The organism is Curtobacterium flaccumfaciens UCD-AKU, from assembly GCF_000349565.1.
Classification (GTDB): Bacteria; Actinomycetota; Actinomycetes; order Actinomycetales; family Microbacteriaceae; genus Curtobacterium; species Curtobacterium poinsettiae.
This window is the reverse complement of record NZ_KB714628.1, coordinates 208,119-229,959: the sequence shown is the minus strand read 5'-3', so window position 1 is coordinate 229,959 and position 21,841 is coordinate 208,119. Positions and strand designations below refer to the sequence as shown.

The 21,841-nt window shown below is 71.8% G+C and carries 24 protein-coding genes; 11 read left to right on the top strand and 13 right to left on the bottom strand.

All coding sequences use genetic code 11. The features are described from left to right. Window positions 1–71: 71 nt before the first annotated feature. Window positions 72–1,049, bottom strand: a complete 978-nt coding sequence (locus tag H489_RS31055) for an MDR family oxidoreductase (RefSeq protein WP_017887714.1) — start codon at window positions 1,047–1,049, stop codon at window positions 72–74. A gap of 220 nt (window positions 1,050–1,269) precedes the next feature. Continuing rightward, the gene (locus H489_RS31050; protein WP_031260061.1) at window positions 1,270–2,298 is read right to left on the bottom strand and encodes a 6-phosphofructokinase; all 1,029 of its coding nucleotides are present in this window, start codon (window positions 2,296–2,298) and stop codon (window positions 1,270–1,272) included. A gap of 74 nt (window positions 2,299–2,372) precedes the next feature. On the opposite strand from H489_RS31050, the gene H489_RS31045 reads away from it, so the two are divergent. Next, a complete protein-coding gene (locus H489_RS31045) occupies window positions 2,373–3,344 on the top strand; it encodes a DNA-3-methyladenine glycosylase family protein (protein ID WP_017887712.1) in 972 nt (323 codons plus the stop codon). A gap of 86 nt (window positions 3,345–3,430) precedes the next feature. Here H489_RS31045 and H489_RS31040 read toward each other — a convergent pair whose 3' ends face one another. After that, the gene (locus H489_RS31040; protein ID WP_017887711.1) at window positions 3,431–4,288 is read right to left on the bottom strand and encodes an NAD-dependent epimerase/dehydratase family protein; all 858 of its coding nucleotides are present in this window, start codon (window positions 4,286–4,288) and stop codon (window positions 3,431–3,433) included. Between the two features lie 72 nt (window positions 4,289–4,360). Here H489_RS31040 and H489_RS31035 point away from each other — a divergent pair, with 72 nt between their 5' ends. From H489_RS31035 to H489_RS31025, 3 genes are all read left to right on the top strand, one after another. After that, window positions 4,361–4,693, top strand: a complete 333-nt coding sequence (locus tag H489_RS31035; RefSeq protein ID WP_020381114.1) for a hypothetical protein — start codon at window positions 4,361–4,363, stop codon at window positions 4,691–4,693. A gap of 50 nt (window positions 4,694–4,743) precedes the next feature. Beyond that, entirely contained in the window at window positions 4,744–6,108 is a 1,365-nt protein-coding gene (locus H489_RS31030; RefSeq protein WP_017887710.1) for a hypothetical protein, read from the top strand. A 65-nt stretch (window positions 6,109–6,173) separates the two neighbouring features. Continuing rightward, window positions 6,174–6,701, top strand: a complete 528-nt coding sequence (locus H489_RS31025) for an AAA family ATPase (RefSeq protein ID WP_017887709.1) — start codon at window positions 6,174–6,176, stop codon at window positions 6,699–6,701. Here H489_RS31025 and H489_RS31020 read toward each other — a convergent pair. Then, the gene (locus H489_RS31020; protein WP_017887708.1) at window positions 6,690–7,361 is read right to left on the bottom strand and encodes an HAD family hydrolase; all 672 of its coding nucleotides are present in this window, start codon (window positions 7,359–7,361) and stop codon (window positions 6,690–6,692) included. The genes H489_RS31025 and H489_RS31020 overlap by 12 nt on opposite strands. A gap of 188 nt (window positions 7,362–7,549) precedes the next feature. Between H489_RS31020 and H489_RS31015 the strand changes: the two genes are divergently transcribed. The 4 genes from H489_RS31015 to H489_RS31000 are packed head-to-tail and all read left to right on the top strand — an operon-like array spanning window position 7,550 to window position 10,539. Then, window positions 7,550–8,590, top strand: coding sequence for a TerC family protein (locus H489_RS31015; protein ID WP_017887707.1), 1,041 nt, complete (start codon window positions 7,550–7,552; stop codon window positions 8,588–8,590). Between the two features lie 43 nt (window positions 8,591–8,633). Beyond that, window positions 8,634–9,323 (top strand): YceI family protein, encoded by a 690-nt coding sequence (locus tag H489_RS31010; protein ID WP_017887706.1) that lies wholly within the window; start codon window positions 8,634–8,636, stop codon window positions 9,321–9,323. Beyond that, window positions 9,320–9,835: a sigma-70 family RNA polymerase sigma factor gene (locus H489_RS31005; protein WP_017887705.1), complete on the top strand. Its 516-nt coding sequence runs from the start codon at window positions 9,320–9,322 to the stop codon at window positions 9,833–9,835. Before H489_RS31010 ends, H489_RS31005 begins: the two co-directional genes overlap by 4 nt. Then, a complete protein-coding gene (locus H489_RS31000; RefSeq protein ID WP_017887704.1) occupies window positions 9,832–10,539 on the top strand; it encodes a zf-HC2 domain-containing protein in 708 nt (235 codons plus the stop codon). Before H489_RS31005 ends, H489_RS31000 begins: the two co-directional genes overlap by 4 nt. On the opposite strand, the gene H489_RS30995 is transcribed toward H489_RS31000, so the two are convergent. Beyond that, window positions 10,536–11,015, bottom strand: a complete 480-nt coding sequence (locus tag H489_RS30995) for a MarR family winged helix-turn-helix transcriptional regulator (protein ID WP_017887703.1) — start codon at window positions 11,013–11,015, stop codon at window positions 10,536–10,538. The genes H489_RS31000 and H489_RS30995 overlap by 4 nt on opposite strands. Window positions 11,016–11,143: 128 nt before the next feature. Here H489_RS30995 and H489_RS30990 point away from each other — a divergent pair, with 128 nt between their 5' ends. Continuing rightward, window positions 11,144–14,713, top strand: a complete 3,570-nt coding sequence (locus H489_RS30990; RefSeq protein ID WP_017887702.1) for a bifunctional proline dehydrogenase/L-glutamate gamma-semialdehyde dehydrogenase — start codon at window positions 11,144–11,146, stop codon at window positions 14,711–14,713. Window positions 14,714–14,806: 93 nt separating this feature from the next. On the opposite strand, the gene H489_RS30985 is transcribed toward H489_RS30990, so the two are convergent. The 8 genes from H489_RS30985 to H489_RS30950 all read right to left on the bottom strand — a co-directional run bounded on the left by H489_RS30985 (window position 14,807) and on the right by H489_RS30950 (window position 19,420). Beyond that, window positions 14,807–15,004 carry a hypothetical protein gene (locus tag H489_RS30985; RefSeq protein ID WP_017887701.1) on the bottom strand — a complete coding sequence of 66 codons (198 nt, stop codon included), beginning with the start codon at window positions 15,002–15,004 and terminating at the stop codon, window positions 14,807–14,809. A 10-nt stretch (window positions 15,005–15,014) separates the two neighbouring features. After that, window positions 15,015–15,557 (bottom strand): dihydrofolate reductase family protein, encoded by a 543-nt coding sequence (locus tag H489_RS30980; protein ID WP_031260054.1) that lies wholly within the window; start codon window positions 15,555–15,557, stop codon window positions 15,015–15,017. Window positions 15,558–15,590: 33 nt separating this feature from the next. Then, a complete protein-coding gene (locus tag H489_RS30975) occupies window positions 15,591–15,935 on the bottom strand; it encodes a hypothetical protein (RefSeq protein WP_017887699.1) in 345 nt (114 codons plus the stop codon). Continuing rightward, window positions 15,932–16,927 (bottom strand): SDR family oxidoreductase, encoded by a 996-nt coding sequence (locus H489_RS30970; RefSeq protein ID WP_031260052.1) that lies wholly within the window; start codon window positions 16,925–16,927, stop codon window positions 15,932–15,934. Before H489_RS30970 ends, H489_RS30975 begins: the two co-directional genes overlap by 4 nt. A 69-nt stretch (window positions 16,928–16,996) precedes the next feature. After that, a complete protein-coding gene (locus tag H489_RS30965; RefSeq protein WP_017887697.1) occupies window positions 16,997–17,758 on the bottom strand; it encodes a YqjF family protein in 762 nt (253 codons plus the stop codon). After that, window positions 17,755–18,588, bottom strand: coding sequence for a nitroreductase family protein (locus H489_RS30960; RefSeq protein WP_017887696.1), 834 nt, complete (start codon window positions 18,586–18,588; stop codon window positions 17,755–17,757). The genes H489_RS30965 and H489_RS30960 overlap by 4 nt, the downstream gene beginning before the upstream one ends. 3 nt (window positions 18,589–18,591) lie before the next feature. Then, window positions 18,592–18,972 carry a hypothetical protein gene (locus H489_RS37815; RefSeq protein WP_017887695.1) on the bottom strand — a complete coding sequence of 127 codons (381 nt, stop codon included), beginning with the start codon at window positions 18,970–18,972 and terminating at the stop codon, window positions 18,592–18,594. Window positions 18,973–18,982: 10 nt separating this feature from the next. Then, complete coding sequence (locus H489_RS30950) at window positions 18,983–19,420, bottom strand: Lrp/AsnC family transcriptional regulator (RefSeq protein ID WP_017887694.1); 438 nt, start codon at window positions 19,418–19,420, stop codon at window positions 18,983–18,985. Window positions 19,421–19,666: 246 nt separating this feature from the next. Between H489_RS30950 and ddaH the strand changes: the two genes are divergently transcribed. Both ddaH and rocD read left to right on the top strand, forming a co-directional pair. Further along, a complete protein-coding gene (gene ddaH / locus H489_RS30945) occupies window positions 19,667–20,575 on the top strand; it encodes a dimethylargininase (protein WP_017887693.1) in 909 nt (302 codons plus the stop codon). Next, window positions 20,575–21,804, top strand: coding sequence for an ornithine--oxo-acid transaminase (rocD, locus tag H489_RS30940; RefSeq protein WP_017887692.1), 1,230 nt, complete (start codon window positions 20,575–20,577; stop codon window positions 21,802–21,804). Before ddaH ends, rocD begins: the two co-directional genes overlap by 1 nt. Window positions 21,805–21,841 lie beyond the last annotated feature (37 nt).

Here is a 21,841-nt window from a genome sequence, read left to right as displayed (position 1 = left end):
CTCGAGGACGAAATCGACACTCGAAATCCTAGCGTGCCAATATGCAAACGTTTGCTAAAAAACGCCGGGGTTCAGCCCGCAATGGCGACCACGGTGCGACCGTGCACCCGCCCTGCGACCACCTCGGCGCCGACCGTGATCGCCTGCTCGAGCGTGACGGTGCGGGTGACGTCGGCCAGCAGCGCCGCGTCGAGGTCGGTCGCCAGCCGGTCCCACGCTCGACGGCGGAGCTCCGGTGGGGCGTCGACGGAGTTGATGCCGAGCAACGAGACCGACCGCAGGATGAACGGCAGCACGGTCGTCGGCAGCGCGGAGTCCTGCGCCAGCCCGCAGGCCGTCACCGCGCCACCCCACCGGGTCGAGGCCAGCACGTTCGCCAGGGTGGCCCCGCCGACGCTGTCCACCGCTCCGGCCCACGTGGCACGCTGCATCGGCTTGCCCGGCTCGGACAGTGTGCCGCGGTCGATGACCTCGGTGGCACCGAGCCGCCGGAGCGAGTCCGTGTTGGCCGAGCGACCCGTCGACGCCGTCACCCGGTACCCGCGGGCCGCGAGCAGGGCGATCGCCACGGTGCCGACCCCGCCGGACGCGCCGGTCACGAGCACCGGCCCGTCGTCCGGCGCGACGAAGCGCTCGAGCGCCAGCACGCTGAGCATCGCGGTGAACCCCGCAGTGCCGATGGCCGCCGCGAACGAGTCGTCGATCGTCTCGGGCAGCACGACGAGCGATCCGGACGGCACGACCGCCTGCGCCGCCCAGCCCCCGTGCCTGCTCTCACCTAGGCCGGCACCGTTCAGCACCACCCGGTCGCCGATCGTCACCTCGTGCACGCCGGGACCGAGGCCGGACACCGTGCCCACGACGTCGATCCCCGGAACGAGCGGGTCGAGCCGAGCGACGCCGGGGTTCCGCGCCAGGGCCAGCCCGTCCTTGTAGTTGACGCTCGAGTACGTGACGTCGACCAAGACCTCGCCCTCGGCCGGGTCCGGCAGGTCGACGTCGGTGACGGTGGGCGGGGTTGCACTGGACACGAGGACGGCGCGGGTCATGCGCCGGACGCTACCCCCTCCCTCGCAGGCTCGGTCGGCGTGCCCGGCATGCCGCTGGCGCGTCATCGCCGAGCCGGTCGCGCCCGGCGGTCTGCCCGTTCTTCCCCCAGAACGTGCGCGATGGCTGGTGGGATCGGGCGTACCGGGGCGGAACAACCGACGGGGTACGCCCGATTCGACCAGGTGCGCCCGAAACAGCCCCCAGCCCAGCCCAGCCCACTCAGCCGAACATGATGGCGGCCTCGTCGAAGCGCGCCTGCGGCACCGTCTTGAGCTCGCCGAGCGCCTCCTCGAACGAGACGTGCTCGATCTCGGTGCCCCGGAGCGCCACCATCCGGCCCCAGCGCTCCTCGACCACGGAGTCGATCGCCGCCAGGCCGAGCCTGGTCGACAGCACCCGGTCGTACGCCGTCGGCGTGCCGCCGCGCTGGATGTGCCCCAGGGTCGTGGCCCGCGTCTCGATGCCCGTCATCTCCTCGATGAGCGGCGCGAGGCGCTCGCCGATGCCACCGAGCCGCGGGCGCCCGAAGGCGTCGAGGCCACGCTCGGTGTGCGCGGTGTCCTCGTGGTCGGGGACGAAGCCCTCGGCCACCACCACGAGCGGGGCACGACCGCGGTCGTAGGCGGCCCGCACCCACTTCGCGATCTGTTCCATGCTCGTCTTCTGCTCGGGGATGAGGATCGCGTGCGCGCCCGCGGCCATGCCGGAGTGCAGCGCGATCCAGCCCACGTGCCGGCCCATCACCTCGGCGACCATGCAGCGCGAGTGCGACTCGCCCGTGGTGCGCAGGCGGTCCATGGCCTCGGTCGCGATGGCGACGGCGGTGTCGAAGCCGAACGTGTAGTCGGTCGCACCCAGGTCGTTGTCGACGGTCTTCGGCACGCCCACGATCTTCAGCCCGGCGTCGGTGAGGCGCTTCGCGGCGGCGAGGGTGCCCTCGCCGCCGATCGCGACGATGGCGTCGATGCCGTGCTTCTCGAGCATCCGCTCGATGTTCTCGACCCCGCCGTTGGGGCCCTCGAACGGGTTCGTGCGGCTGGTGCCGAGGATGGTGCCGCCCTGCTTCGCGATGCCCTGGATGTCCTTGCGGCCGAGCGGGACGATGTCGCCGTCGACCACGCCGCGCCACCCGTCGCGGAAGCCGACGAAGTCGTGGCCGTAGATGGCGATGCCCTTGAGGACGATCGCGCGGATGACCGCGTTCAGGCCGGGGCAGTCGCCTCCGGAGGTGAGGATGCCGATGCGCATGGTGAACTCCGTCGTCGGGTGGTGGGGATCACTGCCCATCATGACTGACGGTGGTTCAGCATTACCATCCCCGTGTGTCCCTGCTCGCTTCCGCCGCCGCTGCCGTCGACGACGCTGGTGCGTCCGGTGACGCGTCGCGCGTCGACACGGTGTACCGGCCTGGAGGCGCGGTGGACGTCGCGTCGACCCTGCGGCCCCTGCAGCGCGGCTCCGGCGACCCGGCCTTCCAGGTGGCCGGCGGTGTCGTGTGGCTCGCGCTGCAGACGCCCTCCGGCCCCGCTTCCGTCGCAATCCGGCGGGCCGGCGACACCATCGCGGTCTCGGCGTGGGGGAGCGGAGCGCCCTGGGCCGTTTCCCACGCTCCTGAGCTGCTCGGTCGCGGCGACGACTGGTCGTCGTTCGACGTCTCCGGCAACGACTTCCTGGCCGCGGCACGACACCGGCAGCCCGGGCTCCGGCTGCTCCGCACGAACACCGTCGTCGCGATGCTCGTGCCGGCGATCATGGAGCAGAAGGTGACCTCGCGTCAGGCGTGGGGCGCGTGGCGGTACCTGCTCCGTCGGCACGGCACCCCGGCGCCCGGCCCGGCACCCGCGGGCATGATGGTGCCGCCCGACGCCCGGACGTGGGCTCGGATCCCGAGCTGGGAGTGGCACCGGGCCGGCATCGAACCGGGGCGCTCGGCGACCGTGATGCGCGCCGTGCAGCTCGCGCCGGCACTCGAGCGGACCCTGGCGCACGGCCGCGGCGGCGAGGCCGTGTCCACGAAGCTGCAGTCGATCCCCGGGGTCGGCCGGTGGACCGCCGCCGAGACGGCGCAGCGATCCCACGGCGACCCGGACGCACCGAGCGTGGGGGACTTCCACGTGCCGGCGCTCGTCGGGTGGGCGCTGGCCGGTTCGCCGGTCGACGACGACGGGATGCTCGAGCTGCTCGAGCCCTGGCGCGGGCACCGGGAGCGCATCGTGCGCCTGATCGCCGGCTCGGGGTTCCGGAAGCCGTCGTTCGGGCCGCGGATCACGATCCAGGACCACCGCGGCCACTGAGCGGTCGTCCGCAGAACACCGGTGTTCGCGCGTCGCACACCGGCACGCGCGTGTTCGGAGCGTGAACACCGGTGTCTCGCAGGGCGTCAGGGGTGGCGGGTGCCCTCGCCCGCCAGGACGGCGCGGTAGCCCTCGCGGAACGTCGGGTACTGCGGCGTCCACCCCGTCGACCGGAGCAGCGCGTTCGACAGGCGCTTGTCGCCGCCGGCCTGCCGTGCGTCGCCGTCGCCGATCGACGGCCCGGCGACGTGGAGCTCGTCGGCCAGGAACCGCAGCACGTCGTCCAGCCGGCTCGGCTCGTCGTCGGTACCCAGGTAGAGCGGTGCCGGGTCGGGCAGCGACGCCAGGTGCACGAGTGCGGCGGCAGCGTCGTCGCGGTGGATGCGGTTCGTGTGCGGTGAGGTGCCCGGCGCCAGTCGCGCGGACCCGGACCGGACCTGGTCGATGAGTCGCTCGCGGCCGGGGCCGTAGACGCCCGACAGTCGGACCAGCACGGCGCCGGGAGCCCGTTCGCGCAGCAGGACCTCGGCCTCGACCAGGACCTCGGCGGTCGGGGTCGCACCACGCGCCGGGGTCTCCTCGGTGACCTCGCTGCCGTCGGCGACGTCGTAGACCGCGGTCGAGGACACGACGAGCACCCGGGGGTCGGCGTCCGAGGCGTCGATGCCGTCGAGCACGTTGCGCAGACCGTCGACGTAGGTCGCGCGGTACTCGTCGACGTCGCGGCTGCCGGCGGCGAAGGCCACGACGACGACGCTCGTGTCGGCCGGGATCGCGGGGACCTCGTGGCGCAGGTCGACGCTCCGGCCGGTGATCGGCGCGGGGACCAGCTCGGCGCGGCGGCGGAGTCCGATCACGCGGTGGCCCTGGTCGGCGAAGCGCAGGCCGGCTTCGGTCCCGAGGTCGCCGCATCCGGCGATGACGACTGTCGTGGAGTTCTGCACGGCTCGACACTGGCACGGCCGGTTGGTGGAAGGCGGGGAGGCGCGCACATCACGGATCACTAGGGTCAGCGCATGGGGCGGCAGCGGCGACGGGTGGTGCGTGACGTGGCGATCGCCGTGCCCCCGTTCGTCGAGATCGCGCTCGTCGTCGCCGGCTCGATCGTCTCCGTCGGAGCCGTGGGGGAGAGCGCTGCGTCGTGGGCGCCGTTGTCGTGGCCGCTGTACGCCGTGCTCGGGACGTTCCCGTTCGCGGTCGGCGCGCTCGTCGCTGCGGTGCGGCTCCGCGGACTCGAAGCCAGGACGCCGGCGATCTGCTTCGCTGCCCTGTCGGTGGCCGTGGGTGCCATCCCCTTCGTCGGGATGCTGAGCGTCTTCGTACAGTTCTGGAGCGTCTCGCCTAGATGAGAACGGTTATCGTCTAGATGACCCTCATCCGCACTGCACTCAGGAGCTCCATGTCCGCTCGACCTCCACGTCTCCTCCCGGCACTCGTCATCGCGGGGCTCGTCCCACTCGTCGCCACCGCGATCGCCGTCCCCGCCTCGGCTGCACCCACCGTGACCCGGACCGCCCACCACAGCTGGCTCGTCACGGCCGACCCGACCGCGAAGCGCGTGTACGTCAACGACGCCGTGACCGGCAGGCGGACCGCCACCCTGAGCGGGATCGAGTTCGGCACCCACGCGGGCTCGGTGCAGCTCGGCCACGGGCAGATCGCGTTCATGGACGAGTCGAAGCCGCAGCTCGACGTCCTGGCCATCGGCCCCCGCGGTACGGCCCGCATCGCGCAGCACTACGCGATCCCGAACGGCGACGGCCGGTGGGAGCGCGCCGGCTGGCTGTCCACCGACACGGCGCGGCGTCACCTGGCGGTCGGGTCCGACTTCGACGGCTCCGAGCGCCAGCGGGTCACGGTGATCGACCTGCGGCGGAAGACGGAGCACACTGCTCGGATCGACACCTCGGCCGTGCAGCTCGCCACGACGGGCAAGCGCGGCACCGAAGAGGTCGAGACGTTCCTGGTCGGCAGCCCCCTGCGCCTGGTAGTCACCGCGGGCGGACGACTCGACGCCTACTCCGTGTCCGCGATCATGCAGGGTGCGACCCACCCGCGCCCCGTCGCGACCACGCCCCTCGGCGCCTACCCGCACGGCCCGATCGTCAACGCCACCGGGACGGTGATCGGCTCCGACCTGGCCGCCGGCGTGCAGACCGTCCGGGTGACACGGACCGGCTTCACGGGCTCCCGGTCCGTCGCCTACCCGAAGCCGAGCGTGCAGAGCTACCGGCCCCGCATGGCACCGGACGGCACGACCGTGGTCGGCACCCAGGCCGGCACCACGGCCGCGGGGACCCCGTGGAACGCCGTCCCCGCCTACCTGACCACCTCGTCGACGTCGTCGAGCAGGATCAGCAGCGTCGACCTCGGCACCGGTTCCTTCACCCGGGTCGCCGTGACCGCGCGGTTCGCCGCCGTCGCGCTGACGTCGGGCACCGGCGACTCGCTCGTCCTGGTGCGCAAGCAGGCCGACGGCGTCTACTCCGGCCGGACGACCTCGGTCGCGCTCACGCCGCTGCGCAAGGGGCCCGTCGCCGGACAGCCGGCCACCGGGGCGTCGGTGCGGTTCACCGCGGCGACCGACGACGGCCGCAGTGTGTTCGTGACGCGGGGCGACGAGGGGAAGATCACCCAGATCGACACCGCCGGCGCGACGCCGTCCGTGCTCCGCACCATCACGCTGCCCACGGCTCTCGCCGGGGGTGGGTACATGACGACGGTCGACTCGACGATGAGCCCGTACGACCTCAGCGGTCGCTGATCGTTCGTCGATCGACAACCGGCCGCCGACCGCCCCACGGGGTGGTCGGCGGCTAGGGTCCTGGTGTGATCGTCTGGTTGAACGGAACACACGGGGCGGGCAAGACGACGACGAGCCGACTGCTCCAGCCGCTGCTGCCCGGCTCGCGGGTCCTCGATGCCGAGAAGGTCGGCGAGGTGCTGATGGACGTCACGCCGGGGCTGCCGGCCAGTGACAACTTCCAGCACTGGGACCCGTGGCGGCCGCTCGTGGTCGAGACCGCCCGCCGGGTGCACGACTACGTGGGCGGACCGCTCATCATGCCGATGACGGTCCTGGTCGAGGCCTACTGGCGCGAGATCGCCGCGGGACTCGCCGCCCACGGCATCCCGGTCCGGCACTTCGTGCTGCACGTCGACGAGCCGACGCTCCGCGACCGGATCCAGCACGACCCGATCGTGGGCCCGTCGACGTTCCGGTTCGCGTACGTCGACGCCTACGCCGAAGCGGCGCGCGGCTGGCTGCACGTCGAGGCCGAGGTCATCGACGCGACCGACACCTCGGCCAGCGAGGTCGCCCGCGCCGTCGCGGACGCGGTGACGTCAGAGCGCTGACAGCACGAGCTCCCGGATGCCGGGGCGCTCCGGCTGCCCGTGGTCGACCAGCACCGCCCGCATCCCGGCCGCCCTGGCACCGACCACGTCGCGCTCGGGGTCGTCGCCCACGAAGAGACAGTCCGCCGGGTCCACGCCGAGCTCCCGCGCCAGGGTTCCGAACGCGCGGACGTCCGGCTTCTGGAACCCGATGCGTTCCGAGGTGCAGACGACGTCGAACGCGTCGGCCAGCCCGGTCCGTGCGAGCTTGTCGCGTTGCTGGGTCTCCGTGCCGTTCGTCAGGAGCCCGAGGCGGTGTCCGTGCTCGCGCAGCTCGTGCAGCAGCGGCAGGCTCTCGGGGAAGAGCCGCCACGCGTCCCGGTACGCACCCGAGTAGTCGTCGAACACCGCGTCCAGGCCGGCGTCGTCCTCGGGTACCTCGACGCCCAGCGGCGGCAGGACCGTGCGGAGCCGTGCGCGTCGCTGTTCCTGGAAGCTGATCGCCCCGGACCGCCAACGCTCGAACTGCTCGTCCTCGGCCGTGAACCAGTCGCGGAGGACCGCCTCCGTGGCCTCGACGCCGAAGCCCTGCAGGAACCGGGTCACGCCTGCCCGAGCCGACCCGTGGTGGTCGAACAGCGTGCCGTCCAGGTCGAAGCCGATCGCTCGCGGAGTCCCCACGTGCCCAGGCTAGGGCCGCTCCCGGTCCGGGCGGACCCTGCGAGGTGAACAGCTGCGGACCCCCGCGAGGTGGACAGCACTGTCCGCCGCACGCAGCCCCGGGGTTCGCCACCGCCCGGATCATGCCGGAGACTGGTCCGGGCCACTCACGAAGCGGCCCGCCCCACCACCAGCAAGGAAGGCTCCGCATGCCCGAGCTCCCCGTCGTGTTCGAAGTCGGCTCGATGATCGCCCTGGTCGCGATCCTGCTCGCCGACCTGCTCATCGTCGCGCGTCGCCCGCACGTGCCGACGCTGCGCGAATCCGGCATCTGGGTGGGCGTCTACGTCGGGCTGGCGCTGGTCTTCGCGGTGCTGATGCTGGTCTTCGCCGGCGGCGACTCGGCCGGGCAGTTCCTGGCGGGCTGGCTGACCGAGTACAGCCTGAGCATCGACAACCTGTTCGTGTTCGTCATCATCATGGCGCGCTTCTCGGTGCCGAAGAAGATCCAGCAAGAGGTGCTGCTGCTCGGCATCATCATCGCGCTCGTGCTCCGCGGGATCTTCATCCTGGTCGGCGCGCAGCTCATCGAGAACTTCTCGTGGATCTTCTACATCTTCGGTGCCTGGCTGATCTGGACGGCGATCCAGCAGCTCCGCGGCGAGGACGAGGACGACCAGAAGGACAGCTTCATCGTCCGGCTGCTGCGCCGCCGGGTCCGCCTCACCGACACGTTCGACGGCATGAAGTTCCGCACCCACCACGACGGCGTCCGGCACTTCACGCCGCTGCTCGTCGTGCTCATCGCGATCGGCACCACCGACCTGCTGTTCGCGCTCGACTCGATCCCGGCGATCTTCGGCATCACCGAGAGTCCCTTCATCGTGTTCACCGCGAACGTCTTCGCCCTGATGGGCCTGCGCCAGCTGTACTTCCTGCTCGGCGGCCTGCTCGAGCGCCTGGTCTACCTGAAGTACGGCATCGCCGTGATCCTGGCCTTCATCGGTGTGAAGCTCGTCCTGCACGCGCTGCACGACAACGAGCTGCCGTTCCTGAACGGCGGCCACCACATCGAGTGGGCACCGGAGATCAACACGTGGGTGTCCCTGCTCGTGATCGTCGCCGCGATGGCCGTGTCCACGCTGGCGAGCCTCGTGCGCATGCGCGGCGAGACCCCCGCGACCGACGACGGCGCAGCCGAGATCGACCAGGACCGAGCCGACCAGGACCCCGCCCGGACCTCCGACTGAAAACCCGTTTGAACGATCCGCTCCGCTCCCTCGTTGTCTGGGTATGGCACTCCGCAAACGCACCAAGGTCATCATCGGGATCTCCGCCGGCGTCGTCGTCGTGGCGGCAGCAGCCGTCATCGCCGGCCCGGTCATCTACGCGAACACCGTCAACGGCCAGGCCGCGGCAGCACCCTCGCTGTCGGCGTCCTCGTCCGGCACCCTCGACGCGAAGGACGCCGACGGCACCTGGACCAGCAAGAGCAGCTCGTACGCCGGGTACCGGGTGCACGAGGTCCTGCAGGGGAATGATGTGAACGTGGTCGGTCGCACGAAGGACGTCAAGGGCACCGCCGTCGTCGACGGCGGCTCGCTCACCAAGGCGTCCGTCACCGTGCAGGTCGGCAAGATCAGCACCCCCGAAGCCGCACGCGACGAGTACTTCCGCTCCACGGCACTGCAGACCGACAAGTACCCGACGGCGACGTTCGAGCTCACCAAGCCCGTCGACGTCACGAAGGCGCTCGACGGCTCCACGCAGGACGTCACCCTGACCGGCACGATGGAGCTGCACGGCGTCGAGAAGCCGGTCACGGCCGACGCGCAGGTCGCGGTCGGCAAGGGCGGCACCGTCCAGGTCGCCGGCACCGTGCCGATCACCTTCGCCGACTACGGCGTGAAGGCCCCCTCGCTCGGCTTCGTCACCGTGGACGGGAAGGGCTCCGTCGAGTTCTCCCTCGACCTCGGGAAGTGACCGTGACGAGCCGTTCCGCGGACGAGTTGCTCGCGACGCTGTACCGCGAGCACGGTGACGCGCTCACGCGGTACGTCCGGCACCTCACGCGGGACGGCTCGACGGTCGAGGACGTCGTGCAGGAGGCGATGGTCCGCGCCTGGCAGCGCCCGGCCGTGCTCGAACGGGCACCCGACAGCGCACGGGCGTGGTTGTTCACGGTGGCGCGCAACCTGGTCGTGGACGAGGCGCGGTCCGCACACAACCGGCGCGAGCACGGCACCGAACACCAGGTGGAACGGATCGAGTCGGACAGCACGGACGCCGTGCTGGACCGGATCGTGGTCGCCGACGCACTCGCGTCGTTGACCCCGGACCACCGCCGCGTGGTGGTCGACGCGTACTGGCTCGGGCACACGGTGCCGGAGATCGCACGACGACACGACATCCCGGAGGGCACCGCCAAGTCGCGGCTGCACTACGGGCTGCGAGCCCTCCGGCTCGCACTGCAGGAACGAGGAGTGACCCGATGAGCGACGACAAGTACGCAGAGTGGGATGCGGCGTACGTCCTCGGGTCGCTCCCGGCGAGCGAGCGCCTGGAGTACGAACGACACATCGAGAACTGCGACCGCTGTGCGGCCGCCGTCGCCGAGCTGGTCGGTCTGCCGGGTCTGCTCGGCAAGCTGCCGGCCGACCAGGCGATCGAGATCGCGGAACCGGACGGGAGGCCCGACACCCGTTCCGAGAGCGACCTCGCCTCCGTCGCGCACCGCGTCCGACACCGTCGCCGCCGTCGCCGGGTCTGGGTCGCCGCCACCGCGGGGCTCGCGGTGGTCGCCGCCGTCCTGGGCGGGCTCGCGGTCGGGGCAGCGGGGGAGCGCACCACGGTGCAGGCCGGCTCCGCGCCGACCGCTGCGGCCACCGCCGACCGGTACGACATGAGCGGCGTGCAGGGCCTCGACGTCAAGCTGGCCGTCAGCGGCGAGCAGTGGGGCACCCGCTTCGACTGGGGGTGCTCGTACGGCGGCAAGGCGTGGTCCCCCGACGGGTCGATCCTCTACGACCTCGTCGTCGTCCGGAACGACGGCACGACGCAGACCGTCGGCTCGTGGACGGCTGCCGGTGCGGATGCGCGCGGACTGTCGGCCTCGACGGACATCCCGCGCGACGACATCAGGAGCGTCCAGGTGCGGCTGCGCGGTGAGCGCGGCGCGCTCGCCGTCGTCACGCTCTAGCCGGCGTCGGCCTCGTCCGCAGCGTCGTCGGGGCCGATGGCGTCCTGGACGCGCGCGCTGACGGACCGCAGCGTCTCGGCGTCGGTCCCCACGGGCCTCCAGAACAGGTCCTCCAGCGCACCGGTGTGCGCGCGGATGCCGGCGAGCACCGCTCGCCGACCGTCCGCGGTCATGACCACCCAGCTGCCGCGCGCGTCGCTCGGGCAGTCGGCGCGCTCGACCAGGCCGCGGGCCACCATCCGCGTGACCTGGTGGCTGACGCGCGACTTCTCCCAGCCGATCCCCGTGGCGATGTCCCGGACGCGCAGACGGTGGTCGGGGTCGCGGTGCAGGCCGATCAGGATCTCGAACTCGGGGACCGAGATGCCGGCTCCCGCCTGGACGGCCCGGTCGAGCGCCCGGTCGAGCCGTCGCCAGGCGTCGTGGTACGCGTCCCAGGTGACCCAGTCGTGGCCACCGTTGCCCTCCGTCGACATGCCGACCAGCGTATCCACCGGGCGGGGCATCGGACCGCGCCACGGGTGCTTTCATCCGCTCGGATGACTCCTGGCCGACGTACGGCGTGCTCCGAGGTCGCGTCGGACGTGCGGCATACGATCGGGGGATGCCGAGTGCTCGCCTCCAGGACACCACCGATGACGCCGTCGCGCTCGTGCGCCGGTGGCTGGCGGCGTCCGCCGGGGTGAAGCCCGACCCGGGTGCGGCCCGTCTGGCCCAGGTCCTGCGCGACGAGCAGGGCCTCGACTTCACCCGTGGTTTCGTCGACAAGGTCGTCCGTCCCGAAGACCCCCGGGTCGCCGCGCGCAACCTCGAGCAGCTGAGCCGTGACGTCCCCGACTTCCTCGCCTGGTACCTGCGCGGTGCGGTGACGCTGGGTGGCGGGTTCGCCACCATGGCGCCGTGGGCCGTGATCCCCACCGCGCGCCGGATCCTGCGACGGATGACCGGGCACCTGGTGATCGACGCGAGCACGAGCAAGCTCGGTCCCGCGCTCGCCAAGCTCCGCGGACCGGGCACCCGCCTCAACGTGAACCTGCTCGGCGAAGCCGTCCTCGGCAGCGCCGAGAGCGACCGACGCCTGCAGGGCACGATGGACCTGCTCGCCCGCGACGACGTCGACCACGTGTCGATCAAGGTGAGCGCCGTCGTGCCGCAGACCTCGCCGTGGGCCTTCGACCAGACCGTCGAGCGCGTCGTCGACCGGCTCGTCCCGCTGTACCGCCTGGCCGCGGCGCCGACGGCCGCCGGACGCCCCGCCAAGTTCATCAACCTCGACATCGAGGAGTACCGCGACCTCGACGTCACCCTCGCCGTGTTCCGGACGCTGCTCGACCGTGACGAGTTCGCCGACCTGCAGGCCGGCATCGTGCTGCAGGCCTACCTGCCCGACGCCGCCGGAGCGCTCGACGCGCTGACCGAGTGGGCGCAGGAACGCCGGTCGCGCGGCGGAGCCCCGATCACGGTGCGGCTCGTCAAGGGCGCGAACCTCGCGATGGAGCACGTCGACGCGATCGTGCACGGGTGGCCCCTCGCCACCTGGGGCAGCAAGCGCGAGACCGACACCGCCTACCTCCGGATGCTCGACGCCGCGCTGACGCCGGAACGCACCGACGCCGTGCGGATCGGGGTCGCCGGGCACAACCTGTTCGACCTCGCCACCGCGTGGGTGCTCGCCCAGCGGCGCGGGGTGACCGACGCCGTCGACGTCGAGATGCTGCTCGGCATGGCGTCGACCCACGCGCAGGCCGTCCGCGCCGACGTCGGGCAGATCCTGCTCTACACACCCGTCGTCCAGCCCGACGAGTTCGACTCCGCCATCGCGTACCTGGCGCGCCGCCTGCAGGAGAGCGCCAGCCCCGAGAACTTCCTCGCCGCCGCGTCCGACATCGACCACGACGCCAGCGTGTTCGAGCGGGAGCACAGCCGGTTCCTGGCATCCGTCGCCGCACTCGACGAACCCGTCCCCGCCAGCCACCGCACCCAGGACCGCCACCGCGCGCTCGGTGAACCGGTCCTGCGGGACGCGTTCCGCAACGCCCCCGACACCGACCCGTCCGTCGCCGCGAACCGGGCCTGGGCACTCGACGTCCTGCGCCGGGTGCCGCGCTCGCAGCTCGGTGCGCAGACGATCCGTGGGGCGAAGGTCGCCGACCGCTCCAAGCTCGAGCGGATCATGGCCCGGACCGCCCAGGCCGGCGTGAACTGGGGCCGACAGGACCCGTCCGACCGCGCCGAGCTCCTCGACCTCATCGGACACGAACTCGAGACCCGCCGCGCCGACCTGATCGAGGTCATGGCCGCCGAGACCGGCAAGACCTTCACCGAGGCCGACACCGAGGTGACCGACGCCGTCGACGCCGCCCACTACTACGCCGAGCGCGCTCGCCGCCTCGGGGACGTCGAGGGCGCCCAGTACGTGCCGCCACGGTTGACCGTCGTCGTGTCACCGTGGAGCTCCCCCGTCGCGGTCCCCGCCGGGGGCGTGCTGGCCGCGCTCGCCGCGGGCAGCGGTGTCGTGTTCAAGCCCGCACCCGAAGCGAAGCGCTCGGGGGCCGTGCTCGCCGACGTGCTCTGGGACGCCGGGGTGCCGCACTCGCTGCTGCAGCTCGTCGACCTGGCCGAGGACGAACTCGGCCGCGACCTCGTCGGCCACCCCACGGTCGACCGCATCATCCTGACCGGCTCGTCCGACACCGCCCGCTCGTTCCGCTGGTGGCGCGCCGGACTGCCGCTCAACGCCGAGACGAGCGGCAAGAACGCCATCGTCGTCACGCCGAGCGCCGACCTGGACCTGGCGGTGCAGGACATCGTGCGGTCCGCCTTCGGGCACGCCGGACAGCAGTGCTCGGCGGCGTCGCTGGTGATCCTGGTCGGGTCGGTGGGCGAGAGCGAGCGCTTCCAGCGGCAGCTCGTCGACGCCACCCGCACGCTCCGGGTGGCGTGGCCCGACGACCCCACGGCGCAGGTCGGCCCGCTCATCACGGAGCCGCAGGGCGCCCTCCGTCAGGGTCTGACCGAGCTCGGCCCGGGGGAGTCCTGGCTCGTGCAGCCCGAGGCGGTCGACGACTCCGGTCGGCTCTGGTCGCCGGGCATCCGCGACGGTGTCCGCCCCGGCAGCGACTTCCACCAGGCCGTGTACTCGGGCCCGGTGCTCGGCATCATGCGGGCCGAGACCCTCGAGCAGGCCATCGCGATCCAGAACGGCACCGACTTCGGGCTGACGGCGGGCATCCACTCGCTCGACGTCGACGAGGTGTCCGAGTGGCTCGCCCGTGTCCGCGCCGGCAACCTCTCCGTCAACCGCGGCACCACCGGTGCCGTCGTCGGGCGCCAGCCGTTCGGCGGCTGGAAGGGTTCGTCGGTCGGTACCGGCACCAAGGCCGGCGGTCCGATGTACGTCGCGACGCTCGGCAGGTGGCTGCCCACGCCCCGCACGGTGCACCGGAGCATCCAGCTGCACGGCCTGCCCCCGCGCGTGACCGCGGTGATCGAGGCCGCACGCAGCGGGCTGTCGTTCGAGGAGTTCGACCGTGTGCGCGCCGGTGCCCTGAGCGACGTCCGTGCACGCGAGACCCTGTTCCGCTCGCAGGACCTGGCGGGACTCGTGGTGCAGCGGAACGTGCTGCGCCACCGTCCCCAGTCCGTCATCGTGCGCCAGGCCGAGGACGCCTCGACCGTGGACCTCGTCCGGACGCTCGTCGCCGCGACCTCGGCACGGGCGCACGTCCTGCTGAGCACGGCTCGGCCGCTGCCCGGCCCCCTCACCCAGCTGCTGGCGGGGAACCGGTCGCCGCTCGACGTCGTCGACCACCTGGTCGAGTCCGACCAGGAGTTCCACGCCCGCGCGTCGTCGGGGGCGGTGTTCCAGGCGGACTGGTCCAGCGGTCAGGACGACGAGCCCGTCGACGCGCTCGAGGCCGTGCTGTCACAGGGGCAGGACCGCCCGGCACACACGGCGTTCGGTGGTCCCGGGGCCCGCATCCGGCTGCTCGGCGGCGACTCCCAGGCCCTCGAAGAAGCACTGGGCGCGAGCATCGACGTCGCGATCCACGACGCCCCCGTGGTCGAGGCCGGCGTGATCGAGATGCTGCCGTACCTGCGCGAGCAGTCGGTGTCGATCACCGCGCACCGGTTCGGCGACGTCGACAGCGAGTTCTCCGAGCTGCGCGTCTGAGCAGTTCCGCGCGTTGCGTTTCGCTTCGTGAGCAGAAGAGGTCGGATCCCCAGACGGGACCCGACCTCTTCTGCTCACGAAGTGCCCCGGGGATCAGTCCTCGGCGTCACCCGCGTCTTCGTCCTCGACGCCGGTCTCGGCCATGCGGTCCCGCAGGTGGTCCGCCATCGCGCCGGCACCCTCACCGGCGTGGTCGTGGTCGACCTGCTCGATCAGACCCTGCAGCTTCTCGTGGTTCGTGGCATCGGTGGCACCGTCCATGACGGGCTCGGTCTGCTCGTTGTCGCTCATGCTCCGGACGCTACGCCGCGGTTGCTGCGGAACGGTAGTGGAGCTCGACCGCCCCGCCGTCGAACTGCGTGGTGCCGACGAGCTCGAACACCGGGGTCGGTGCGGCGACCGGCAGCAGGGGCGCTCCGGCACCGAGCGCGACCGGCATCACGGTGACCCGCAGCTCGTCGAGGATGCCCGCCTGCTGGTACTGCGCCGCGAGCAGTCCGCCGCCGACGACCCAGACGTCGCGGCCGTCGGCCACGCGCTCGAGGTCGGCCTGGTGGTCGCCGACCTCGCCCGAGACGAAGCGCACGTCGGCGCCGTTCGGCACCGGAAGGTCTCGCGTGGTGAACACCCACGTCGCCAGGTCCGGGTACGCCCACTTGTCGTCGTGCTCGAGCAACCACTCGTACGTCGTCGACCCCATCGCGATCGCGCCGACGCCCGCGTAGAACCGGTCGTGGTGCTCCTGGAACGGTTCGAAGCCGAACCGCAGCAGCCAGTCGAGGTCGTCGTCGGGCGCAGCGACGAAGCCGTCCAACGAGGACGCGACGGAGTAGATCGTGCTCATGCCGGGGACGCTACCGAGCACCCCCGACAGCACTCAGCGCCGACTGCCGCGACCGACGACCGCTGCCTCGGCGATCGCCAGGGCGGCGGCGATCCAGAGCTGGTCGAGCGCGAACCGGCGGCGACGGGGATCGGCGACGGCCAGCGGCACCATCGTCACGCCGTGCATGGTGTCCACGACGGCGCTCAGGGTGTGCGCGTTGCCGGAACCCGCCCGCGCGACGAGCGTGGCCTGTGCGAGCTGTCGGATCCCGAGCACACCGTGCAGCGCCGCCTGGTCCGACCCTCGGGCCGCACGGCTCAGGTGCCACAGGCCGAGCCCAGCTCGGGCCAGCTCGACGACGGCTGCTCCGGGCACGGTCGACGACCGGCGGCTCATCGTCGGCGTCCTGCGACGAGGGCGACGGCCCCGGCGGCACCGAGCACCGCTCCGATGATCCCGTTGCCGACCCGGCGGTGCTCCACCCACCAGGTCTGCGGCGACCAGGCGTGCGCGGACTCGTCGAAGACCCCGTGTGCACCGTGGTCGCCCGGCACCGGCTCGTACAGGTTGTCCCGCATCTCGAGGCCGTCCTTGTCCGGAGCCTGCTGCCCGTCGACCAGGGTCTTGGCGGCGTACCAGTCGGCGAAGCGTCCGCTGATCCGGTTGCCGAGGATCGTGTAGACCGTGGACTCGCCCACCCAGGTGCGGCTGCGCGGCCGCTCGGCCACCGCGGCGATGGCCCGGGCACCGACCTCGGGCTGGTAGATCGGGGCGACCGGCTGCGGGTGGTGCGGCAGCTTCGACTTCACCCACTGGAACTGGATGGTGTTGAGCGCGGGCATGTCCACGCGGGACACCTTGACCTTGCTGCCCTGTTCGCGCAGCTCGGAGACGACGGACTCGGTGAACCCGACGATCGCGTGCTTCGCGCCGCAGTACGCGGCCTGCAGGGGGATCCCGCGGAACCCGAGCGCCGAACCGACCTGGATCACGTGCCCACGACCGCGGGGGACCATCCGCGACAGTGCAGACCGGGTGCCGTTCACGAAGCCGAGGTAGGTCACGTGCAGCGCCCGCTCGAAGTCCTCCGGGGCGGTGTCGAGGAACTTCCCGAACACCCCGACCATCACGCCGTTCACCCACAGGTCGATCGGTCCGAGCTCCTGCTCGACCCGGTCGGCCGCGGCCTCGACGGCGTCGCGGTCGGAGACGTCGGCGACCAGGGCCAGCCCGCGTCGCCCGGCGGCCTCGACCTCGGCGACGGCGGCGTCGACGCCCTCCTGCCCGCGGGCCAGGACGGCCACGTCCCACCCCCGTGCGGCGAGCTCCCGGACGGTCGCCCGTCCCAGTCCTGCGGATCCACCGGTCACCACTGCCACTCGAGTCATGGCTCCCTTGTACCTGCGGTCGCCCGTGCACCACTCAGCCGCTGTCCCCCGACGCGGCAGCAGCCGTGCTCAGCGCCCCCGACCGAACCGCGTCGTGACCCCCGGCGAGTAGAGCACCGAGTCCGGCTCGAGCTCCGTCAGCCCGAAGGGCAGCCCGGCCGCTCCGACCAGGTCGTCCCGCAGCGACACCACCGAGGCCCGGTGCAACGGCCACGACTCGTGCTCGTTCGGCCAGAACCGCGTCCGTCCGGCCCGGTGCACGTGCATGCCCCACCTCGCGGTCAGGAACGTCTCGAGGGGCCCCGGCTCGTCGAGCGCCTCACCGATCCGGACGTCGAGCATCGACCGCAGGTGGGTGCCGTGCCGCCGCATCGCGTACCCCACGCGGCCGTCACCGCTGCGCGACTCCGCGACCGCCCACCGGTACGGCAGGCCCGTCGCGACTCGCGCCCCGATGGTCGGCAGGAGCTTGCCGGCGTCGAGCGACAGGAACACCACCCCGCGCTGTCCCTGCTCGTCGACCGTGTAGACGCGGACGTTCAGCTCGACGAAGTCGCCGATGCTCCCGGTCGAGAACGGCGGGAACCGGGTGTCCTCGAACCGGAACGCGATGAGGCCCACCCAGGTGGTCACGCCGTCGTCGGTGCCGTCGAGCGCCATCGTGTCGGGCCGTGTGCCGGCCGGTAGCAGCGGCGCCACCGCCGACACGTCGACGCGCCAGTGCACGAAGACGACGTCGAGCCAGTCCTGCGAGATCCAGGGACGGCCCGGCAGGCCGGGGGCGACGGGCTGGAGGCCCGGGGCGCTCTGGGTGGGTCGGGTGTCGGTCACGATGTGGTCGCCTCCGGTTCGATGTGGGCTGCGACGGGTGCGTCGTCCCACCCGCGCTGCGGGGTGTCGCAGGTGCCGCGGAACACGTACTGCGAGGGACGCTTCCGCTCGCTCGACGTCCAGTCGATGGCCGGCCGTCGTCGTTCCGGGGGCAGGTACCCGATCCGGTAGACGGCCATCAGCTCGAGCGACTCGGGCACGCGGAGCAGTCCCTCGATCTCCTCCCACGCGCCGGGGGTCTCCATCGGGAAGGACACGAACTGGATCCCCAGGCCGAGCTCGGTCGTCGCGAGCCAGATGTTCTCCATCGCCGCGCCCATGCTGAACACCGAGTAGAAGCCGGACAGCTCCTCCTTCCGGTACTCGTGGCGGTCGAGCATCACGCCGAGCAGCAGCGGCGACCCGGCGACGAGCTTCCGGTTCTCCTCACCCAGGGTCTGCGGCACCCGGAGCGTGTTCATGAGCAGCTGCCCGCGCTTCGTGAACACCTGCTTCGTGAACGGCCGCAGCGGCCCGGGGAGCTTGTCGAACAGCATCCCGTCGCGCCGCTCGTCCATCTCGGCCTTCGAGAACCGGAAGTACGGCTTGTACCGCTCGAAGAACGTGCCCGCGGCCATGGTGCGGGTCATCGAGCTGCCGCTGATCTCGGCGACGCGGTCGATCGTCTCGCGCTCCTCGACCAGTACAAAGCGCCACGGCTGGCTGTTGAGCTGCGACGGCGCCCGTCCGGCGAGCTCCATGAGCAGCCGCTGGTGCTCCTCCGACACCGGATCGGGCAGGAACGGCCCGTTCGTCGTGCGTCGTCGTCGGATGGCCTCGAACAGCTCCACTGCTCACCTCTCTGATCGCCTGCGGGCGAGCACGGCCCCCAGGTAGGACGGTGCTGCGGCGACCGCGACCCTCCAGTGTGCTCCGGCGCGCGGGTTCGTGCGTGGAGCGACCGCCAGCGGCACGAGTGCTGGCAGCAGGAACAGGGCGGTCCGGTCGCGCGTCCACACGGGGGTCGTCGCGGCGACACCGGTCAGGGTCGCGGTCACGACGAACAGCCCGTGGTGCACGACGCGGAGCTTCTTCGTGCGGATCAGCCGCACGGCGACCGCGGTGCCCCACAGGCAGTTCGCGACGTAGGCGAGGCCCGCAGCGGTGACCAGCTGCCGGGCCGGACGCGATCCCGTGGGCGGTGATCCGCGCCTCCCGGCCGTCTTCCGTCCCATGCGTGGGACGTTACGCGGTCTCTCGACTGACGAGCTTGGAGAGCACGATCGCGGAGCGGGTGTGGTCGACCTGGGGAGCGAGGCGGACCTTGTCGAGCGCCTCTTCGAGCGCGGACAGGTCCTTCGAACGCATGTGCACGACGGCGTCGGCGCTGCCGGTGACCGTGCCGGCGTCGATGACCTCGGGGACGGTGTCGAGCAGGGCACGCAGCTCGTCGGGTGACACGGTGCCGCGGCAGTAGAGCTCGACCCAGGCCTCGGTGCCGCGGTCCTCGACGGCGGGGTCGACCTTGATCGTGAACCCCTGGATGACACCGTCACCGACCAGCCGGTCGACGCGGCGCTTGACGGCCGAGGCCGAGAGTCCGACCACCGACCCGATGTCGCCGTAGCCGGCGCGGGCGTTGTCCCGGAGCTGATCCAGGATGCGGTGGTCGAGCGTGTCCATTTGTCCCCTATCGTACGCGGACTTGTTGCGAGGCCGGTGGGTCTCGCGCACGAAACGTGCGTCACCCGAACGGGTGTCACGCCGTCGGGGCCCCCGTACTGCACTTGCTGGACGGTGTGTGTCAGGATCGGAGTGGCGTCGACCTGGTCCGCTGCGGTGAGTGAGCCTGCATCTCACCGGAGCTCTTCTCCTCGTTCCGTTTCGGTTCCTGGCAGGCTCGGGCCCCGGTCCCTTCCAGGAGGACTGATGTCGAACACCGCACCCGCCCCCGAGTCCGTCGCCACCCCGGCCCGTGTCGCCACGAAGCGCACGATCCTGATGTGCAAGCCGGACTTCTACACCGTGAGCTACCGGATCAACCCGTGGATGCACCCGGAGGAGCCGACCGACACGTCGAAGGCCGTCGAGCAGTGGGAGTCGCTCGTCGCCGTCTACGAGCAGCTCGGCTTCGACATCTCGTACATCGACCCGATCGACGGCCTGCCGGACATGGTCTACGCGGCCAACGGCGGGTTCGTCCTCGACGGCATCGCGTACGGCGCGAAGTTCCAGTACCCCGAGCGCCAGCCCGAGGGCCCCGCGTACATGGACTGGTTCCGCCAGGCCGGCCTGACCGTCGCCGAGCCGGAGCAGACCAACGAGGGCGAGGGCGACTTCCTGCTCATCGGTGACACCATCTTCGCCGGCACCGGTTTCCGGTCGGACAGCACCTCGCACGACGAGCTCGCGACGATCTACGGCCGCGAGGTCGTCACGCTGAAGCTCATCAACCCGAGCTTCTACCACCTCGACACCGCCATCGCCGTGCTCGACCCCGAGCCCGCCGTCGACGGGACGAGCAACATCGCCTACCTGGAGAGCGCCTTCGACGAGCCGTCGCTGGCGATCCTGCGCGAGCGCTTCCCGGACGCGATCATCGCCACCGAAGAAGACGCCGCGATCCTCGGCCTGAACTCGTACTCCGACGGGTACAACGTCGTGATCGCCGCCCGGGCCGTTCGGTTCGCCGAGCAGCTGCGCGAGAAGGGCTACAACCCGATCGGCGTCGACCTGTCCGAGCTGCTGCTCGGCGGTGGTGGCGTGAAGTGCTGCACCCTCGATCTGCACCCGGTCGGCACCGGCACCTCGGTCGCGCGTTCGCTCGGGGTCAGCTGATGTCTGCGGCAGCGTCGCTCGGGGTCAACACCGCGGCGGCGCTCGCCGTCGAGGACCGCGCCCTCGCGCACAACTACAGTCCACTGCCCGTCGTCATCGCGTCGGGTCAGGGAGCGACCGTCACCGACGTCGACGGCAAGCGGTACCTGGACGGCCTGGCCGCGTACTCGGCGGTGAACTTCGGCCACGGCAACCCGCGACTGCTCGACGCCGCGCGGGCGCAGCTCGACCGCGTGACGCTGACCAGCCGCGCGTTCGTGAACGACCAGCTCGGGCCGTTCGCGGCAGCACTGGCGGCGTTGACGGAGACCGAGATGGTCCTGCCGATGAACACCGGTGCCGAGGCCGTCGAGTCCGCGATCAAGGTGTCCCGCGCCTGGGGCTACCGCGTCAAGGGCGTGCCGGCCGAGCGGGCGACGATCATCGTCGCGTCCGGCAACTTCCACGGGCGCACCACGACGATCATCTCGTTCTCCGACGACCCCTCGGCCCACGACGACTTCGGGCCGTTCACGCCCGGCTTCCGCACGGTGCCGTACGGCGACGCTGCGGCGCTGCGCGAGGCGATGGACGAGACCGTCGTCGCCGTGCTGCTCGAGCCGATCCAGGGTGAGGGCGGCGTGGTCATCCCGCCGGAGGCGTACCTCCCTGACGTCCGCGCGGTCTGCGACGAGTTCGGTGCGCTGTTCATCGCCGACGAGATCCAGTCCGGCCTCGGTCGCACGGGGCACACGCTCGCGGTGCAGCGCGTCGGGGTGCGTCCCGACCTGATCACGCTCGGCAAGGCCCTGGGCGGCGGCATCGTGCCGGTGTCCGCGGTGGTGGGCTCGCGCGATGTCCTGGGCGTCCTGCGCCCCGGCGAGCACGGATCGACCTTCGGCGGCAACCCGCTCGCGGCGGCCGTCGGTGCCGAGGTCGTGGCGATGCTCGGCGAGGGCACGTTCCAGCAGCGGGCCCTCGACGGCGAACCGCTGTTGCGCGGCCTGCTCGACGACCTGCTCGGCAAGGGTGTCGTCTCGCACCGGGTCGCCGGACTCTGGGCCGGGATCGACATCGATCCCGCACTCGGCACGGGCAAGGCGATCTCGAAGGACCTCGCCGACCGCGGGCTCCTGGTGAAGGACACCCACGGGTCGACGGTCCGCTTCGCACCGCCCCTGGTCGTCACCGACGACGAGGTGCGCTTCGCAATCGGAACCCTGGCCGAGGTGCTCGCCGCGCGCGCCTGACCTGATCCGCAAAACACCGGTGTTCGCGCGTTGAACC

Bases quoted from the DNA above. Each gene is read 5' to 3' on its own strand.
- H489_RS31055 (WP_017887714.1), bottom strand. From the start codon at position 1,049: ATGACCCGCGCCGTCCTCGTGTCCAGTGCAACCCCGCCCACCGTCACC.
- H489_RS31050 (WP_031260061.1), bottom strand. From the start codon at position 2,298: ATGCGCATCGGCATCCTCACCTCCGGAGGCGACTGCCCCGGCCTGAAC.
- H489_RS31035 (WP_020381114.1), top strand. From the start codon at position 4,361: ATGGGGCGGCAGCGGCGACGGGTGGTGCGTGACGTGGCGATCGCCGTG.
- H489_RS31030 (WP_017887710.1), top strand. From the start codon at position 4,744: ATGTCCGCTCGACCTCCACGTCTCCTCCCGGCACTCGTCATCGCGGGG.
- H489_RS31015 (WP_017887707.1), top strand. From the start codon at position 7,550: ATGCCCGAGCTCCCCGTCGTGTTCGAAGTCGGCTCGATGATCGCCCTG.
- H489_RS31010 (WP_017887706.1), top strand. From the start codon at position 8,634: ATGGCACTCCGCAAACGCACCAAGGTCATCATCGGGATCTCCGCCGGC.
- H489_RS31000 (WP_017887704.1), top strand. From the start codon at position 9,832: ATGAGCGACGACAAGTACGCAGAGTGGGATGCGGCGTACGTCCTCGGG.
- H489_RS30995 (WP_017887703.1), bottom strand. From the start codon at position 11,015: ATGTCGACGGAGGGCAACGGTGGCCACGACTGGGTCACCTGGGACGCG.
- H489_RS30990 (WP_017887702.1), top strand. From the start codon at position 11,144: ATGCCGAGTGCTCGCCTCCAGGACACCACCGATGACGCCGTCGCGCTC.
- H489_RS30985 (WP_017887701.1), bottom strand. From the start codon at position 15,004: ATGAGCGACAACGAGCAGACCGAGCCCGTCATGGACGGTGCCACCGAT.
- H489_RS30980 (WP_031260054.1), bottom strand. From the start codon at position 15,557: ATGAGCACGATCTACTCCGTCGCGTCCTCGTTGGACGGCTTCGTCGCT.
- H489_RS30975 (WP_017887699.1), bottom strand. From the start codon at position 15,935: ATGAGCCGCCGGTCGTCGACCGTGCCCGGAGCAGCCGTCGTCGAGCTG.
- H489_RS30970 (WP_031260052.1), bottom strand. From the start codon at position 16,927: ATGACTCGAGTGGCAGTGGTGACCGGTGGATCCGCAGGACTGGGACGG.
- H489_RS37815 (WP_017887695.1), bottom strand. From the start codon at position 18,972: ATGGGACGGAAGACGGCCGGGAGGCGCGGATCACCGCCCACGGGATCG.
- H489_RS30950 (WP_017887694.1), bottom strand. From the start codon at position 19,420: ATGGACACGCTCGACCACCGCATCCTGGATCAGCTCCGGGACAACGCC.
- ddaH (WP_017887693.1), top strand. From the start codon at position 19,667: ATGTCGAACACCGCACCCGCCCCCGAGTCCGTCGCCACCCCGGCCCGT.
- rocD (WP_017887692.1), top strand. From the start codon at position 20,575: ATGTCTGCGGCAGCGTCGCTCGGGGTCAACACCGCGGCGGCGCTCGCC.